Genomic DNA, 16,630 nt, shown 5'->3' on the forward strand with positions numbered 1-16,630 from the left:
GCGCAGTTCATCATTGTTTTTGTAAACCTGGTGCTGAACGGTGTCTGTAACATCTGCTCCTCCTGCTAACTTCTTGGTGTTTTCTGCCATTAAATAGCGTATTATGTAGGTTCTGGCTGCTAGTGCCTGGGCTTTCAATGCTTCCAATTCAAAATCTGCCGGCATTTCTGATGCAACAACATGGATAACATAATCTTCTAACGGCACTTTCTCCACTTGCTCACTCGCTGTTCGCAATACATTGACATGGAATGGTGATTCTAGTGTGATTGGTTGTGTTTCAGCTGCTGCCGGCTGGTCCGTTGCACTTACTTCCACAGAGCTGGCTGTTGTCTCATGCCCTTTAAAAGGGATGACAACAATGGTTGGAATCAGAAACATAATCATCAACAGAGACGAAGAGCCGATGATTACGATCAGTTTCCAATTGATTTTGCTTGTGTTCATTCTTTTTTTCGACATTTATAGCCTCCTCTAATCTTTCATTCCATCTAATCTATCTATATTACGGGTGATGAAAGATTAGAACATAGGACAGGTTATATTTTTTAGTAGATTAGGTAGGATGGGAGTGTCGCTGGTTTAATGTTTATATGGCGTTTGTTCTTCATTCTGCTTGGGCGGGAGGGCTGGGTTGATGTTTACATGTGGTTTATTCTTCATTAAGCATAAGAGGGAAGGCGGGTGTGATGTTTAGATTTATAATTCTGCTGCTTTGAGAGTTCCTGCTTACTTATGACGGTTTCGCTTTTTGTCTATAAAAACCCACATATAATAACATAGCCAAAAAGCTACTACTGCTAATATAGTGTAAGGTGTTTGCTCTGGCGGAAGATATGTCAGCATCAGAACGCCAATCAGTACAAACGGCGGTAACAGCAGCACGTATTTTTTCCAATGCATCTACTCACTCCTTACTTTAACCAAAGTGAAAAAAGGACCAGCAAACACTCTGCTGATCCTTCGTTTTTCTTTTATTGTACTTCTACTTCATTTAAAATAATAGGTTCTATGATTACTTTATCCGTTACTCTTTCAATATCTGCGCCTAAGTTTGCAAATTTTTCGGTAATATTAACATAGCCGCGGTCAATATGATGCAAGGATGTTACCCTTGTATATCCTTCAGCAACCAAACCAGCCAAAATAAGCGCTGCTCCTGCCCGTAAATCGGTCGCTGCTACTTCTGCCCCCTGTAATGTTACAGGGCCCTCTACGATCACGCTACGGCCTTCTATTTTGAGTTTAGCATTCATTCTGCGGAACTCTTCCACATGCATAAAACGGTTTTCAAAAACAGTTTCTGTAATCACACTGGTTCCTGTTGCACTTAACATAAGAGCCATCATTTGGGATTGCATATCTGTCGGGAAACCTGGATGAGGCAATGTTTTGATATCTGTAGCTTTCAGTCTTCTCGGTCCGATGACGCGAACGCCATTCGCTTCCTCGATGAAACGGACACCCATTTCTTCCATTTTCGACACGAGTGAACGTAAATGGTCAATTTCTGCATTTTCAATCAGGACATTTCCGCCAGTAATCGCTGCAGCTACCATAAAAGTTCCTGCTTCGATACGGTCTGGAATAATGGTATGCTCGACACCATGCAATGTGTCCACACCGTCGATCTTGATTGTTTCTGTACCTGCTCCAACAATTTGAGCACCCATTTTATTTAGATAGTTTGCTAAGTCTACTATTTCCGGTTCCTTAGCTGCGTTTTCTATTGTTGTTCTTCCTTTTGCTAATGCTGCTGCCATCATAATGTTTTCCGTAGCACCAACACTTGGCATATCAAGATAAATTTTTGCCCCTCTTAATCTGCCGTTTGTCGTCACTTCCACAAAGCCATTTCCTACATGTACTTCTGCTCCCATCGCTTCAAAGCCTTTCAGGTGTAAATCAATGGGACGTGAACCGATTGCACAACCTCCTGGCAATGCCACTTTCGCATGACCATATCTTGCCAGTAATGGTCCTAATACTAGGACTGATGCACGCATTTTTCTAACATATTCAAATGGAGCTTCTGTCAGCAAATCATTTGTGGCATCAACGGTAACTGTGTTATTTTCATAATTAACATCAACGTGCATATGTGTTAAAACTTGATTGATTGTGTGTACATCTGCTAATGCAGGTACATCGTGTATTGTGCTTTTTCCTTTACTTGCAATTATACTAGCTGCGATGACAGGCAAAACGGCATTTTTTGCACCTTCCACTTTCACAGTGCCATTTAGTTGCCTTCCACCACGGACGATGATTTTTTCCAAGGCTCATTCTCCTCTGTAGACCATATTCATTATTATTAGTATTCAGTAACTAGGATAGGTGTTCCTATTATGAGAGTTGTTTGATTGTCTTCTGTGTTTTTTACGGCAATTTGTGCATTGATAGCCTGGTCGTCAATCTCCATAACTTGATCCCATTCGGGAGTGTGACCTGTCCATGTAGTAAAATTCGTATCTTTTAATTTCGAATGTGTTGTCATTTGTAATTGTTTTGTAATATTTTTGATTAAGCAGACAATATCAATCTTATCATTACTCACAGCTTCTACACAAGTAAAATATTGAGCATTTGATGTAAATAATTCATTAGTAATTCGAGATAATTTTTCCGCATAGTCATTTTGTACTTTTTTAGTAAAAGCCGGTGACGAAATTTCATAAATAATTTGATATTGCTCTTTGCCAATCTCCACAATTACAATATGTTCGTTTACTCCATTTCCATTCTGACCGTCTGCCACAAACTTTTTTACACCCTCTTTACTTGACTCTATAAAGAGATACCCCTCAACTTTTGATATGAAACTATCAATATTGGATATTTGCCTTTTTTCCCGGATAATAATGCTCCAGTTCTCCAGGTCAAACCCGTTACTGCCAGTGACCTCAACCATATCTTTCAGTTCATTTAACTGGTCCTCCTGCTTACTAAAAATTGGCCCATTGTATAAGAAAATAGCAGAGAATAATATAATTGCAGATAAAAAATACTTCATTTCAAGCACTCCTTTTTGTTTTTACTTAGTAAAGAGTGTTAGCAGGAAATGAAGTATTTAAACAATCAATCGTTCGACATTTTAGAGAATACTAGATTGCTAGAATATATACACAAGCTGTTGTGCCCATGAAAGGAAGTCTAAGAAGAAATTGCTGACAGTTGATCCTATCGCAATGGTAATAAAAATAATCAGTACTCGTGCTTCAAAAACCTTGTTTCCCCGGAAGAGCTGATCAAAATTTAATGATTGCAGAACCATCCATGTAATTACTATAAAAAATACGTGTGAAAACATCCCTAATAAACTGTCTTGTAAAAGTGTCTGTTCTAACATAAAAACCCCTCATTCATTTCATTATTGCAATTCTCCCCATATCATAACATATTTATGAACAGCATTTTATCATTCCGACCATATTCGCTATTTCCCGGGAAATTGGACAAAAATCGATAATAGATGTGGTGGTTTATGGGGAGGACTTATGGAGAGGACTTGTTAAGAGGTGAGCTTAGTTTGGTAATAGTTTTGGTTTTGATGAGGATAATTTTAAGGGTGAGCATTCTATAGAGTGGATTGGGTACATTTGTGTGGCAATACAGCAGAGATTTATTGAGGTGAAATGACATGGCTCAAGGAATTTTCTATGACTCTCTGGGACTAGGCGGGAGCGTGGGAATGAGATTTGTATGCTGATTCAGGGTTAGAGAAGGAATCTGTGAACATCCTTTTTGAGATTAACATAGTTATTTTTGTATTATGTGGGAATCTTGGACAGGGACTTGGAGGGTTTTGTGGTTATTTCTTATTAACCGGGAATTGTAGGGCAGGCTTCAGCTGTTTTCCCGGTTATCTCCCTATTAACGGGAAATCTTTGGCCGAGCTTCGGCTGTTTTACCGGTTATCTCCATATTAACCGGAAATCTTTGGCCGGGCTTCGGCTGTTTTCCCGGTTATCTCCTTTTTAACGGGAATCTTTGGCTGCGCTTCGGCTGTTTTCCCGGTTATCTCCATATTAACCGGAAATCTTTGGCCGAGCTTCGGCTGTTTTACCGGTTATCTCCATATTAACCGGAAATCTTTGGCCGCGCTTCGGCTGTTTTCCCGGTTATCCCCATATTAACCGGAAATCCCTGGCCAGGCTCCGGCTGTTTTCCCGGTTATCCCCATATTAACGGGAAATCTTTGACCGCGCTTCGGCTGTTTTCCCGGTTATCCCCATATTAACGGGAAATCTTTGACCGCGCTTCAGCTGTTTTCCCGGTTATCTCCATATTAACCGGAAATCTTTGGGCGAGCTTCTGCTGTTTTCCCGGTTATCTCCATATTAACGGGAAATCTCTGGCCGTGTTCCCCTCGTTTTCCCGGTTATCTTTTCAAAACAGAAATCTTAAGCAATTCCTAACAGAGGCTCTGCCATCAATCCCCGCTCAATGAAAGCAGTATAATCCAACAATCATGTTCTATCCAAAGTCTCCAGCAACACATAAAAAAGAGCCTGCTCTCACTCGTGAGGCAGCCTCTTTTTTTGTTACTTCTCTTCTACGACTTCGATTCGATTTAGTGCACGTTTTAGTGCATACTCTGCCCTTCTGAAGTCAATTTCGTCTTGTTTAGCTTGCAAGCGACGTTCTGCACGTTCTTTTGCAGCACGAGCGCGCTCCAAATCGATTTCATCCGGCAGCTCTGCTGATTGAGCAAGGATCGTTACCTTGTCAGGGCGCACCTCTAAGAATCCTCCACTTACAGCACTGCGTTGTGGGTTAGGACCTTTTAGGCGTACAGAACTAATCGATAATGGTGCAACGAGCGGGATGTGTCCTGGTAAGATACCAAGCTCTCCACTCTCTGCTTTACAGCTAACCATTTCAAATGTATCTTCCAGAACAGGGCCATCTGGAGTAACAACACTTACTGTTAGTGTATTCAACAGAACCCCTCCTAAAGGCTGGATTAAAATGGGAAGAGGAACCTGTCCCTACTTACGCCATTTGTTTTGCTTTTTCTACTACTTCCTCACTGCGTCCGACTAGACGGAATGCATCTTCTGGAAGGTCATCATATTTACCTTCAAGGATTGACTTAAAGCCTTGAACTGTTTCTTGTACTGGTACATAAGAACCTGGCTGGCCTGTAAACTGCTCAGCAACGTGGAAGTTCTGAGATAAGAAGAATTGGATACGACGTGCACGGGCAACTGTCAATTTATCCTCATCTGATAACTCATCCATACCTAAGATTGCGATAATATCCTGAAGCTCTTTATATTTTTGCAATGTACGCTGAACTTCACGAGCAATTTCATAGTGTTCTTCCCCAACTACTGCCGGGTCAAGGGCACGGGAAGTTGAAGCAAGTGGATCCACGGCTGGGTAGATACCTTGCTCTGATAGTTTACGGTCAAGGTTTGTTGTTGCATCCAAGTGAGCGAAAGTTGTTGCAGGTGCCGGATCCGTATAGTCATCGGCTGGTACATAGATCGCCTGGATAGATGTAACAGAACCTTTATTAGTTGATGTGATACGCTCTTGTAACTGACCCATCTCTGTTGCAAGTGTCGGCTGGTAACCAACGGCTGATGGCATACGGCCAAGAAGTGCCGATACCTCAGAACCTGCTTGCGTGAAACGGAAAATGTTATCAATGAATAATAATACGTCTGCGCCTTTTTCATCACGGAAATATTCTGCCATTGTAAGACCAGTAAGTGCTACACGCATACGTGCTCCTGGCGGCTCGTTCATCTGACCGAATACCATCGCTGTTTTTGAAATAACGCCAGAGTCTTTCATTTCATAGTAAAGGTCGTTCCCTTCACGAGTACGCTCCCCTACCCCTGCGAATACCGAGATACCACCATGCTCCTGGGCGATGTTGTTGATCAATTCCTGGATAAGTACCGTTTTCCCTACACCGGCACCTCCAAATAAACCGATCTTACCACCTTTGATATATGGTGCAAGTAAGTCTACTACTTTAATACCTGTTTCTAAAATTTCAGTTTCTGTTGCTAAGTCTTCAAACTTCGGTGATTGACGGTGAATCGGGTCACGGCGGATACCTGCCTCTAACTCTTCATCAAGGTCAATTTTTTCACCTAATACGTTAAATACACGACCAAGTGTTACGTCCCCTACTGGTACTGAGATTGGCGCATTTGTATCAAGTACTTCCGCACCACGCTTTACACCTTCTGTAGATGACATTGCAATTGTACGTACAGAATCATCACCTAAGTGAAGGGCAACTTCAAGTGTTAGTTCTTCTCCTCCACTTTCAGCGTCATACTGCACTTTTAACGCGTTGTAAATTTCAGGAAGATGTCCGTCTTCGAATTTAACGTCAACAACTGGTCCCATAATTTGAATAACGTGTCCTTTTGCCATCGATTTCCCTCCTAACTTTCTATTTCCATTCCGTACTTTTGTTGGTTTATTCTAATGCCGCTGCACCACTGACAATCTCTGTGATTTCCTGCGTAATGGCAGCCTGTCTTGCACGGTTATACTGTAACGACAAGTCACCGATAAGCTCATCTGCATTATCAGTTGCATTTTTCATTGCAGTCATACGGGCAGCATGTTCACTTGCTTTACTATCAAGCAGTGCACCGAAAATTAAACTTTCCGCATATTGAGGCAGTAATACATTTAAAATTTCTTGCTGGTTCGGCTCATATTCATACATACTTGAATTCCCACTGGTATTCTCAGATAAATCTGTAAGTGGTAATAATTTATTTGATGTAACCTGCTGTGAAATCGCGCTGACAAAGTGATTGTAGAAAATCACCAGTTCATCGATTTCTCCATCAATAAACAAGTCAACCGTTTCGGCTGTCAGTTCCTTAATATCAGAGAAATTCGGCTGGTCAGACAATCCGGTAATTTCTTTCAGAACAGGGATGCCGCGCTTTTTGAAAAAGTCGCGTCCCATTCTGCCGACAGCAATTACGGTATATTCATCTTGAGACTTATGTCTGTTTTGAATCGTGCGATAAACTTCACGAAGTACTCCACTGTTAAAAGCACCAGCAAGACCTCTGTCCGAAGTAATAACAAAGTAAGCAGTCTTCTTCACTTCACGTGATTGAAGCATTGGGTGTTCTGCATCCTGGCCGCTGCCTGCGATGCTCGCCACTACTTCCTTAATTTTATTACTGTAAGGATCAAAAGATTTTGCAAACTCTTCTGCTTTGCTTAGCTTTGCTGCCGAAACCATGTGCATGGCTTTCGTAATCTGCTTTGTCTTTTGAGTAGAAGTAATTCGTGTCTTTATATCTCTAAGTGATGCCACTTTCGTTTCACCGCCCTTTCTTTCCCGCAGACAAATTATTTAAGAAAAATAGTTTGCCTGCATTTTATCCACTTCACCGTAAAGGCTTAGTTTTGACGATCGTTCATCTATTATTGAGAAATGACGAATTGTTTTTTGAATTCTTCCACTGCTGCTTTCATTTCGCCTTCGTCAGCTAAAGCACCAGTTTCTTTAATTGTGTTTAAGATATCATTCTTATTCTGATCCATCCAGTTTAAGAATTCTTCTTCAAAACGAGTGATATCTTCAACAGGAATGTCATCTAAAAGACCTTTAGTTAAGGCAAAAATGATCATTACTTGTTTTTCAACAACAAGCGGTTTGTGCAGTCCTTGCTTTAGTACTTCTACAGTACGGGCACCACGGTTTAGTTTCGCCTGTGTTGCTTTATCAAGATCTGAACCGAATTGAGCGAATGATTCAAGCTCACGGAAAGACGCTAAGTCAAGACGAAGCGTACCGGCAACTTTTTTCATTGCTTTAATTTGTGCAGATCCCCCAACACGGGATACTGATAAACCAGCGTTAATCGCTGGACGTACACCTGAGAAGAATAAATCAGACTGTAAGAAGATCTGACCATCTGTGATGGAAATTACGTTTGTTGGAATATATGCAGAAATATCACCAGCTTGTGTTTCAACGAAAGGAAGTGCTGTTAATGAACCTCCACCCTTTGCATCACTAAGCTTTGCTGCACGCTCTAGTAAACGGGAGTGTAAATAGAATACATCCCCTGGGAATGCCTCACGACCTGGAGGACGACGTAATAATAGTGAAAGCTCACGATATGCGTTCGCTTGTTTTGATAAATCATCATATACAACTAGTACGTGCTTGCCATTGTACATGAACTCTTCACCCATTGATACCCCTGCATATGGTGCAAGGTATTGAAGTGGTGCAGGCTCACTCGCTCCGGCAGATACAACGATTGTATAATCTAATGCACCGTATTTACGAAGAACTTCTACTGTACCACGTACGGTTGAGTCCTTTTGACCGATTGCAACATAGATACAAATCATGTTCTGATCTGCCTGATTTAAGATTGTATCGATTGCAACAGTTGTTTTCCCTGTTTGACGGTCTCCGATAATCAACTCACGCTGACCACGACCGATTGGCACAAGTGCGTCAATCGCTTTAATACCTGTCTGTAATGGCTCATCTACTGATTTACGGTCCATTACACCTGGTGCTGGTGATTCAATTGGACGTGCTTTTGTTGTTTCGATCGGACCTTTCCCATCAACTGGCTGTCCTAATGGATTCACAACTCGGCCGATTAGCTCCTCACCTACTGGCACTTCCATGATACGACCAGTACGACGAACTTCATCACCTTCACGAATTCCTGTATATGGTCCAAGGATTACAATCCCGACATTGGACTCTTCCAAGTTTTGTGCCATACCCATGACACCATTTGAAAATTCTACAAGCTCACCAGACATGACGTTATCCAGCCCATGGGCACGTGCAATACCGTCACCGATTTCGATAACTGTACCAACATCACTTACTTCGATGTCTGATTCATAGCTTTCAATTTGCTGCTTAATCAGTGCACTGATTTCTTCAGCTTTAATGCTCATGCCAATTCACCCCTATCGTCATTAATTTACTGCTTTTATTTTACGTTCTAAGCGATCAAGCTTACCCTTAACCGTGCCATCATAAACGGTATTACCGATTCTGATTTTTACTCCGCCGATTACATTCGGATCGACTTGATTCGTTATATTCAATGCTTTAACATTTAACTTTTTTGTAAAAGTTGTTTGAATTTCCTCTTGCTCCTGCTCCGTTAAAGGGCGGGCAGAGTATACTGTTGCGCGTTTTGTTCCACTTGCATCATTAGCAAGTGCGACGAAATGATCCACTACTTGCGGAACGATTGTTTCTTTATGGCGGTCAACAAGTAACGAAAGTGTATGTAATACATCCTTCGAAAAGCCTGCGAACGCTTCATTTAGTAACTGTTTCTTTTTAGAAGCATCAACTTTTGGATGTTGAAGAAAAGTAAGAAAACGCTCGTTAGTCTGAAAAACTTCCTTCACTGTTGCTAATTCTGTTTCAAGAAAATCTAATGTCTGCTTTTCTACACCGATCTGAAAAAGAGCTTCTGCATAACGTTTGGCTACATTTGCTTTACTCATCGCTCTTCTCCTACCTCTTTGATGTAGTCACTGATCAACTGTTCCTGATCCTTAGCATTGATTTCTTTCTCAATAACTTTCGTAGCAATTTGTACAGACAGTGTTGCCACTTGTGCCTGTAATGCATCGATTGCTTTTTCTTTCTCGCGTGCGATATCTTCCTCAGCAGATTTTTTCAGACGGGCAGCTGCATCTTCTGCTGCCTGGATAATAGCGTGTTCCTGCTGCTGACCTGCTTTTTTCGCATCTTCAATGATTTTTTGCGCTTCTACGCGTGTAGATTTTAATTGATCGTTCGCTTCTTTTGCTGCTTTCTCAGCTTCTGCACGATTTCTCTCCGCTGTATCAATTTCGTTTGCAATATAGTTCTCACGCTCTTCCATTTTGCTCATTAATGGACCCCACGCGTATTTCTTCAATAACCATAGTAATGCTGCAAAGCTGACAAGTGCGAATAGCATATCTCCCACACGGAAGCCGCCGATTGCTGCTTGAATGACGAGTTCACTTGCGAATAGTTGCACAGTGTTCACTCCTTCCTGCAAAAATAGTTTTCATCTATTTAATCTCACATTTCGTTTCAGAAAAAAATTAGTTTAAGTACATTGAAATCTGGTTATATATTTCTTAAAGAGACACTTGCACTTTCCTTCTTTACAAAGGAATGGCGAAGATTGTCTTAGACGAACTTCGCCATTCTTCTAGATGTTGTTCAAAACGTCCGGTAAAAATGACACATCGAATTTCTTCGTTGGCTTGGTTTTCCGTTGCTCACGTATAAAAGCATACGTTCCGCTACTCAAAACTTCGCCGCCTCGAACTTCTCGGTCATTTTTATCCTCCTTTTGAACATACACTTATAGAACAGAAAATTATTGACCCATTACCATAAACGCGATAACTACGGCGAAAATAGGAATCGCCTCTACTAGTGCTACCCCGATGAACATTGTTGTTTGAAGGGCACCTCTTAATTCTGGTTGACGTGCAATCCCCTCTACTGTACGACTTACGATCATACCGTTACCTAAACCAGCACCAAGTGCCGCTAAACCAATTGCTATTGCAGCTGCTAAAGCTCCCATGTTTTGTTTCCTCCTTTAAAATGTATAAAAATTAGTAGTATAAATTATTTTAATGGTCTGAACTCACTTTATGAGACATGTAAACCATTGTTAACATTACGAAAATAAATGCCTGGATTCCCCCGATAAATAAACTAAACCCTTGCCATGCCATCATCGGAATGATTGACACTAAGGTAAACGGGATGGCGGCAAACGCCATTTTTGTAATAAGACCTAATAGAATTTCCCCAGCAAAGATGTTACCGAAGAGACGCAGACCAAGTGTTAAAGTATTGGTGAACTCTTCAATAATCTTGAAAGGTAATAAGAATGGTACCGGTCTGACATAATCTTTTGCATATTCGCCAAAACCTTTAACCTTAATTCCATAATAATGCGTCAGTACAACCACCATCGTAGATAAAGTTAATGTGATCGCCGCATCTGAGGTAGGTGATTTCCACCATAATGTATAGCCGACTACCCCCATTGTAATAACACCTAAGATATTACTGATAAAGATGTAAGTTAATAAAGTTAAACCTAGTGGTAAAAATACCTTTCCTGTCTTCCAATCCATTGTGTCATCAATAATGCCTTTAACAAAATCAATGATCCAGTCCATAAAGTTCTGAAAACCGGTAGGCTTCATTTGCAGATTTCTTGCTGCAAGCACACAAATGATAAATACAATGACAGAAGAAATAAATGTCATCAGAACCGTTGATAAGTTAAAATCAAGCCATGGAATGCCAAACAGATCGTTGAGCAGTGGTGCTTCGTGATCCAATTGCTTCACCTCACTTCCCTTTGCCAGTCTTGTTATTAAATAAAGCAAAATCTATCATAATAACAACATAAGTTGTCATTAATCCCATAATTACAGCAATAAAGTGGAAATATTCTTCATAGCGCATGGCGATTAGAACAGCCAATGCAGCGGTTGCAAGTCTCGTAAATGTTCCGATCCCTGATGCTCCTCTTCCTTCAGAAACAGCTTCGCCAAACCGGTTAATTTTACGTTGCATTACCCACAGATTATAAAAACTTAATGTTGTCCCTAGGAGGAGTCCGAGGAAAATACTAGGATATGGTGTGAATCCCCAGCCTAGTACAAAAAGTGCAAGAAGGTAGAACATCCATTTACGCTGACGGGTAATCATTTTTTTGTATTGGTCCATCATTATTCGTCTCCCGTAAGATCTCGTACTAAATGAATTGTTCCATAAATACCGGCTCCCAGCCCCAAAAGTAGTCCGATCACTAAAAAAAGTGGTGTTGTGGTGAATTGCCTATCAAGCCATCTGCCGATCAGTAAACCAACAAGCGGCGCGCCAACCAGCTGGGAAACGATACGGCTGTAAACAGCAAAACCTTGATAAGCTTTCTGTCGTTCAGGTGCAGTCACATGATCACTCCTATGGTAAAAAAACAAGAGCAAACTATTATGTACAAGCATAAGACAATTTTCGATGCAGTGATTTAGATCACACACCTGTAAACCTTATCATCCACACTAGGTTAGCATACAATAGGCTTGTATCTATTGTCAATTGGTTTTAGGAACAAAAAATAAGAATATACGGACAAGAGAAAAAGGATGAGCTTTCATCCCTTTTCTATCAGTACTTATCCGTTGTCAGACAATTTCGACTAAAATGTGACAATTACTTCGAAACCCGAACTATCTCCCGTTTCGTCACTTTTCGACCATAATCATCGTCTGATACTGGAAGGATTCGCCACTCTCTGCGCTGACGGAAATGTTGGCAATATAGGTACCTGCTTCCGGCAATTCATTCCCATTCAATACACCTTTGAGCACCCCTTTCGGCACGTCCTTCCGCTCCACCATCGTCTGAACAAATTCATACGTATCCGGCTTGTATAAATCAATCGTTACATCACTTGCATCTTCTACTACATAAAGCTGGTAATGATAATCCCCGTCCAGTAATTCAAAATAAAATTCCAGCCCCATTGCCATTGGTGCCTCTGCTTTTTCTGTCAGCCAGAGATAAGGAAGCTTATAATCATTTAACAGCAGATACCCTTGGATAAACGCTTCTTCTGCCAGATGATTTTTGACTGTTGCCTCTAATGTGATCTCTTTCTTTTCATATGGCTTTAGAGTAAACGACTTTGGCAGATAAAAGCGGATCGCCTGCTGCTGATAAGGCTGCTCAAACGTATAAGTCTTAGGCTGGTCAGAAATATTCTCCACAACTATCGTGTGTTCACTTCGGTCCAGAACCGGATTTTTTCTGCCAATATTATAAAGCGAATGATAAATGATCGTGTCTGTTGCCAGCACTTCCTGCAAATCTACTTTCCCTGCTCCCTGCTCTGTCGGTAAGAAGCCTTCCAGCGGATCGGCAGTTGTAAGTAATGCTGCTTTAATTTGGGCTGGTGTCCAGTCAGGATGTGCTTCCTTTATCAATGCCACCACCCCGGCAATATGCGGTGCTGCCATACTTGTGCCGTTATAACTCGCATATCCTCCTGGTACTGTGCTGAGAATATTCGCACCAGGTGCCACGATTTCCGGCTTAATCGACCATGTCACAGTGACCGGCCCTCTTGAACTGAAATCCGCGATTGTATCAACAACCTGGCTTGTTTCCATTTGCAGAAGTACTCCCTTTTCCTGCTTTAGCCAGGCACCTGCTTCTTTCGTTATCGCTGCAACCGGAATGTTGACAGCCTGCTCTAATGCCCCTTGGAAAATGCCGTCTTCATTATTCGCGATCAGCAATGCCGTTGCCCCTCTTGCTTCTGCTTCCTTTGCCAGTTCGGTAAATGGGGTTTCTCCGCGGTCGACAACAAGGACGTGATCCGCCGCTAGTTCCTTTGGTGCAGTATCGTTGTGAGCTACTTGCAGATCTCGCTCAAATGACCATGCAGGTGCCCCTTGCAGTGGTAACAGCTCTATCTTTTTCCTAAAAAAGGGTTCGTATAAATAAGGCACTTCTGTTGGCGGTGTGGAGGCTCCTACGGAAATAACGGATTCGGCGGTGGCTGGTGATCCGATTGTCCATGGGTCGGGGCCTGTGTTGCCGCCTGCGATGACGACAGTGACGCCTTGTTCTGTGGCACGGTTGACGGCGACGGATGTTGGCCAGTCTGGTCCGTTAATCGTGTTGCCTAAGGACAGGTTGAGGACGTCCATTCCGTCTTTGACTGCTTGTTCGATGGCTGCCATGACTTGTACGCTTGATCCGCTGCCACCTGGGCCTAGTGCTCTGTAGCCAAAGATTTGGGCGTCTGGTGCGACTCCTTTCATCCTGCCATTTGCTGCGATAATGCCTGCTACATGACTGCCGTGGGTTGTCGGAATTCCCTGCTCTGGGGTTGTCTCCATTGGGTCTTTGTCAAAATCGACGAGATCGAAGCCGCCCTGATAGTTTTTCTGCAGGTCAGGATGGGTGTAGTCAATGCCAGTGTCGATCACCCCGACTTTGACGCCTTTACCTGTGTATGGGGTGTCTTCAGGAACAATAAAAGGCACACTTTGGTTGAGTGATTCGGTTTTGGTTGCCTGATATGTAGTGACAGGATAGTTCTGCTTAACCAGACCTGTTTTTTCGATCTGGGTCAGTGTCCGGGGTTCCGCCTTTATCGCAATGCCGTTAAAGATGGTATCATATACTGCCAGAATCTCGACACGAGGATGATCTGCTTCTATCTGTTCTGCGACTTGATGTGGATCGCCTTCCACCTCCATAATGACAGAAACAGGATCCTGGAAGGCGGAGATCAGCATTAATAGCAATAGAATCATGTAGGTACACTCCTTTAACGATAGTGTGTACATGTGGCAAGTTATTTATGATAGAAAAAAAAGCCCTGAACAAGTCAGGACTTAAAATGATGCTGGTTTTTCATTTGTTTTGTTAAAAAAGTAGCGGATCGCATCAGCTATGCGTTCGGAGGCCTTGCCGTCACCGTATGGATTCGATGCGCGTGCCATCTTGCGGTGGGCTTCCTCGTCTGACAGGAGCTCATGAGCGAGAGTAAAGATGTTATCTTCATCTGTTCCTGCTAATTTTAATGTACCTGCCTCGATTCCTTCCGGGCGTTCGGTAGTGTCTCTGAGGACAAGAACAGGTACACCAAGTGATGGTGCTTCTTCCTGTACACCGCCTGAGTCTGTAAGGATCAGGTGGGCACGTGATGCGAAATTATGGAAATCAACGACAGCCAGCGGTTCAATCAGGCTGATGCGCGGATCATTGCCAAGAATGTCGTTCGCTGTTTCCTGTACGACTGGATTGAGGTGAACAGGATACACCACATGGATATCTTTGTGTTCATCGACAAGCCGCTTAATCGCACGGAACATCTGCTGCATGTTCTGACCAAGGTTTTCACGGCGGTGTGCTGTCATAAGCACGAGTCGTTTGTCGCCAACCTCATCTAAGACTGGATGTGTGTAATCTTCGTCTACAGTTGTGGAAAGTGCGTCAATTGCCGTGTTTCCAGTAATAAAAATAGTTTCTTGATCTTTATTTTCGTTCGTTAGGTTCTGGCTTGATTTCGTTGTTGGCGCAAAATGCAAGTCTGCCATTACACCAGTTAACTGGCGGTTCATTTCTTCCGGATATGGTGAATATTTATTCCATGTTCTTAAGCCAGCTTCGACATGGCCTACTGCAATCTGATTATAGTAGGCAGCAAGTGATGCGGCGAATGTTGTTGTTGTGTCACCATGAACAAGCACAATATCTGGTTTTGTTTCTTGCATTACCTGGTCTAATCCTTCGAGAGCTCTTGTTGTAATTTGGGCAAGTGTTTGTCTTGCTTTCATGATATTGAGGTCATGATCTGGCGTAATATTGAAAATCTCGAGCACTTGATCGAGCATTTCGCGGTGTTGTGCGGTCACTGTCACGATTGCTTCGAACTCTTCCGGGCGTTTTTTTAATTCAAGTACAAGTGGCGCCATTTTGATTGCTTCAGGTCTTGTCCCAAAAATCGTCATCACTTTAATTGGTTCTGACATCTTCATACTCCCCTTAGATTTATTTTGTTCCAAATAAGCGGTCTCCGGCATCTCCTAAACCTGGTTCGATGTAGCCTTTTTCATTTAGTTTCTCATCTAATGCTGCTAAGTAGATATCCACATCAGGGTGTTCTTCCTGAATCATTTCGACACCTTCAGGGGCTGCGATCAGACACATTAACTTGATGTTTGTCGCACCGCGTTTTTTCAGTGAGTGGATCGCATCATTTGCTGAACCGCCTGTTGCAAGCATTGGATCGATCACGATAAGTTCGCGCTCTTCAATGTCTGATGGAAGCTTGATATAATATTCTACTGGTGTCAATGTCTCCGGATCACGGTAAAGTCCAACATGTCCTACTTTTGCTGCAGGAATTAAGCGAAGCATTCCGTCAACCATTCCAAGGCCAGCTCTCAGAATTGGCACAAGGCCGATTTTTTTCCCGCTAAGCACTTTTGACTTAGCTTCCATTACTGGTGTTTCAATCGTTGTTTCTTCTAAAGGTAAATCTCTCGTTATTTCAAATGCCATTAAAGCAGATACTTCATCAACTAATGCACGAAATTCCTTTGTTCCTGTGTTTTTGTTCCGTATGTACGTGATTTTATGCTGAATAAGCGGATGATCTAGCACAAATACTTTGCTCATCAAATGATCTCTCCTTTTTTTGTTTTGAATTGTTCTGGCTTGGTGATCCTTTTTCTCAAATGTTCATCCTTAAGATTGTACTGAAAAAAAGATCTTGTTTCAAGTGAGAATTATAATTTTCGTTCGGCAGTTATGATGGTAAGCGTTTTATTTGTGAGGAAGGCAGGGTTGGGTTGGGTTGGGTTCGGTTCGGTTCGGTTCGGTTCGGTTCGGTTAGGTTGGGTTGGGTGCTCCTTCTTTTGACCAAGTAGGATTCCTTGTTGGAAAAAGGTGAAGTACCACCCCTTTCATTTGATGACTTTGCTTTTATCTCATTGCGTAGGACTTCACGCATTCCGGTGATGTTTAAACTACTTTTATTCTTCATTGCGTGCTACTCCATGCACTCCGCTGATGTTTAAACTCCTCTTATTCTTCATT

Annotated in this window: 18 protein-coding genes; all 18 read right to left on the reverse strand. The window is 42.2% G+C overall.

Going from position 1 to position 16,630, the window contains the following annotated elements; translation table 11 throughout:
- On the reverse strand, positions 1–462 hold a 462-nt coding region (locus tag F9U64_RS23200), incomplete at its 3' end, for a SpoIID/LytB domain-containing protein (protein WP_228275806.1).
- 267 nt (positions 463–729) lie between these two features.
- Complete coding sequence (locus tag F9U64_RS19240; protein WP_153406523.1) at positions 730–903, reverse strand: hypothetical protein; 174 nt, start codon at positions 901–903, stop codon at positions 730–732.
- Positions 904–974: 71 nt separating this feature from the next.
- Positions 975–2,279, reverse strand: a complete 1,305-nt coding sequence (gene murA, locus F9U64_RS19245; protein ID WP_153406524.1) for a UDP-N-acetylglucosamine 1-carboxyvinyltransferase — start codon at positions 2,277–2,279, stop codon at positions 975–977.
- A gap of 35 nt (positions 2,280–2,314) precedes the next feature.
- Positions 2,315–3,013, reverse strand: coding sequence for a YwmB family TATA-box binding protein (locus F9U64_RS19250; RefSeq protein WP_153406525.1), 699 nt, complete (start codon positions 3,011–3,013; stop codon positions 2,315–2,317).
- 99 nt (positions 3,014–3,112) lie between these two features.
- Positions 3,113–3,349 (reverse strand): DUF1146 family protein, encoded by a 237-nt coding sequence (locus tag F9U64_RS19255; RefSeq protein ID WP_153406526.1) that lies wholly within the window; start codon positions 3,347–3,349, stop codon positions 3,113–3,115.
- Positions 3,350–4,544: 1,195 nt separating this feature from the next.
- Positions 4,545–4,943: a F0F1 ATP synthase subunit epsilon gene (locus F9U64_RS19260; RefSeq protein WP_153406527.1), complete on the reverse strand. Its 399-nt coding sequence runs from the start codon at positions 4,941–4,943 to the stop codon at positions 4,545–4,547.
- 52 nt (positions 4,944–4,995) lie between these two features.
- Entirely contained in the window at positions 4,996–6,399 is a 1,404-nt protein-coding gene (atpD, locus tag F9U64_RS19265) for a F0F1 ATP synthase subunit beta (RefSeq protein ID WP_153406528.1), read from the reverse strand.
- 46 nt (positions 6,400–6,445) lie between these two features.
- Complete coding sequence (gene atpG / locus F9U64_RS19270; protein WP_153406529.1) at positions 6,446–7,309, reverse strand: ATP synthase F1 subunit gamma; 864 nt, start codon at positions 7,307–7,309, stop codon at positions 6,446–6,448.
- Positions 7,310–7,419: 110 nt separating this feature from the next.
- Positions 7,420–8,928 (reverse strand): F0F1 ATP synthase subunit alpha, encoded by a 1,509-nt coding sequence (atpA, locus tag F9U64_RS19275; protein WP_153406530.1) that lies wholly within the window; start codon positions 8,926–8,928, stop codon positions 7,420–7,422.
- A 21-nt stretch (positions 8,929–8,949) separates the two neighbouring features.
- Positions 8,950–9,492, reverse strand: a complete 543-nt coding sequence (locus F9U64_RS19280; protein ID WP_153406531.1) for a F0F1 ATP synthase subunit delta — start codon at positions 9,490–9,492, stop codon at positions 8,950–8,952.
- The gene (gene atpF / locus F9U64_RS19285) at positions 9,489–10,016 is read right to left on the reverse strand and encodes a F0F1 ATP synthase subunit B (protein ID WP_153406532.1); all 528 of its coding nucleotides are present in this window, start codon (positions 10,014–10,016) and stop codon (positions 9,489–9,491) included. The genes F9U64_RS19280 and atpF overlap by 4 nt, the downstream gene beginning before the upstream one ends.
- Before the next feature lie 348 nt (positions 10,017–10,364).
- A complete protein-coding gene (gene atpE, locus F9U64_RS19290) occupies positions 10,365–10,577 on the reverse strand; it encodes a F0F1 ATP synthase subunit C (protein WP_153406533.1) in 213 nt (70 codons plus the stop codon).
- A 49-nt stretch (positions 10,578–10,626) separates the two neighbouring features.
- On the reverse strand, positions 10,627–11,349 hold the full coding sequence (gene atpB / locus F9U64_RS19295) for a F0F1 ATP synthase subunit A (RefSeq protein ID WP_153406540.1): 723 nt from the start codon (positions 11,347–11,349) through the stop codon (positions 10,627–10,629).
- A 10-nt stretch (positions 11,350–11,359) separates the two neighbouring features.
- Positions 11,360–11,740, reverse strand: a complete 381-nt coding sequence (locus F9U64_RS19300) for an ATP synthase subunit I (RefSeq protein ID WP_153406534.1) — start codon at positions 11,738–11,740, stop codon at positions 11,360–11,362.
- Positions 11,741–11,742: 2 nt separating this feature from the next.
- Positions 11,743–12,018 (reverse strand): AtpZ/AtpI family protein, encoded by a 276-nt coding sequence (locus F9U64_RS19305; protein WP_153406535.1) that lies wholly within the window; start codon positions 12,016–12,018, stop codon positions 11,743–11,745.
- A gap of 240 nt (positions 12,019–12,258) precedes the next feature.
- Complete coding sequence (locus tag F9U64_RS19310; protein ID WP_194287445.1) at positions 12,259–14,340, reverse strand: S8 family serine peptidase; 2,082 nt, start codon at positions 14,338–14,340, stop codon at positions 12,259–12,261.
- A gap of 81 nt (positions 14,341–14,421) precedes the next feature.
- Positions 14,422–15,561 carry a non-hydrolyzing UDP-N-acetylglucosamine 2-epimerase gene (gene wecB, locus F9U64_RS19315; RefSeq protein ID WP_153406537.1) on the reverse strand — a complete coding sequence of 380 codons (1,140 nt, stop codon included), beginning with the start codon at positions 15,559–15,561 and terminating at the stop codon, positions 14,422–14,424.
- Positions 15,562–15,580: 19 nt separating this feature from the next.
- Entirely contained in the window at positions 15,581–16,210 is a 630-nt protein-coding gene (gene upp, locus F9U64_RS19320) for a uracil phosphoribosyltransferase (protein WP_153406538.1), read from the reverse strand.
- Positions 16,211–16,630: the final 420 nt, after the last annotated feature.

The organism is Gracilibacillus oryzae (assembly GCF_009498735.1).
Taxonomy (GTDB): Bacteria; Bacillota; Bacilli; order Bacillales; family Amphibacillaceae; genus Gracilibacillus; species Gracilibacillus oryzae.

What these genes read in the sequence shown, in the direction of transcription:
- F9U64_RS19305 (WP_153406535.1), bottom strand. Translation starts at nt 12,018, where the DNA reads ATGCTTGTACATAATAGTTTGCTCTTGTTTTTTTACCATAGGAGTGAT.
- F9U64_RS19240 (WP_153406523.1), bottom strand. Translation starts at nt 903, where the DNA reads ATGCATTGGAAAAAATACGTGCTGCTGTTACCGCCGTTTGTACTGATT.
- atpD (WP_153406528.1), bottom strand. Translation starts at nt 6,399, where the DNA reads ATGGCAAAAGGACACGTTATTCAAATTATGGGACCAGTTGTTGACGTT.
- F9U64_RS19250 (WP_153406525.1), bottom strand. Translation starts at nt 3,013, where the DNA reads ATGAAGTATTTTTTATCTGCAATTATATTATTCTCTGCTATTTTCTTA.
- wecB (WP_153406537.1), bottom strand. Translation starts at nt 15,561, where the DNA reads ATGTCAGAACCAATTAAAGTGATGACGATTTTTGGGACAAGACCTGAA.
- F9U64_RS19280 (WP_153406531.1), bottom strand. Translation starts at nt 9,492, where the DNA reads ATGAGTAAAGCAAATGTAGCCAAACGTTATGCAGAAGCTCTTTTTCAG.
- F9U64_RS19300 (WP_153406534.1), bottom strand. Translation starts at nt 11,740, where the DNA reads ATGGACCAATACAAAAAAATGATTACCCGTCAGCGTAAATGGATGTTC.
- atpA (WP_153406530.1), bottom strand. Translation starts at nt 8,928, where the DNA reads ATGAGCATTAAAGCTGAAGAAATCAGTGCACTGATTAAGCAGCAAATT.
- atpE (WP_153406533.1), bottom strand. Translation starts at nt 10,577, where the DNA reads ATGGGAGCTTTAGCAGCTGCAATAGCAATTGGTTTAGCGGCACTTGGT.
- F9U64_RS19310 (WP_194287445.1), bottom strand. Translation starts at nt 14,340, where the DNA reads ATGATTCTATTGCTATTAATGCTGATCTCCGCCTTCCAGGATCCTGTT.
- F9U64_RS19255 (WP_153406526.1), bottom strand. Translation starts at nt 3,349, where the DNA reads ATGTTAGAACAGACACTTTTACAAGACAGTTTATTAGGGATGTTTTCA.
- upp (WP_153406538.1), bottom strand. Translation starts at nt 16,210, where the DNA reads ATGAGCAAAGTATTTGTGCTAGATCATCCGCTTATTCAGCATAAAATC.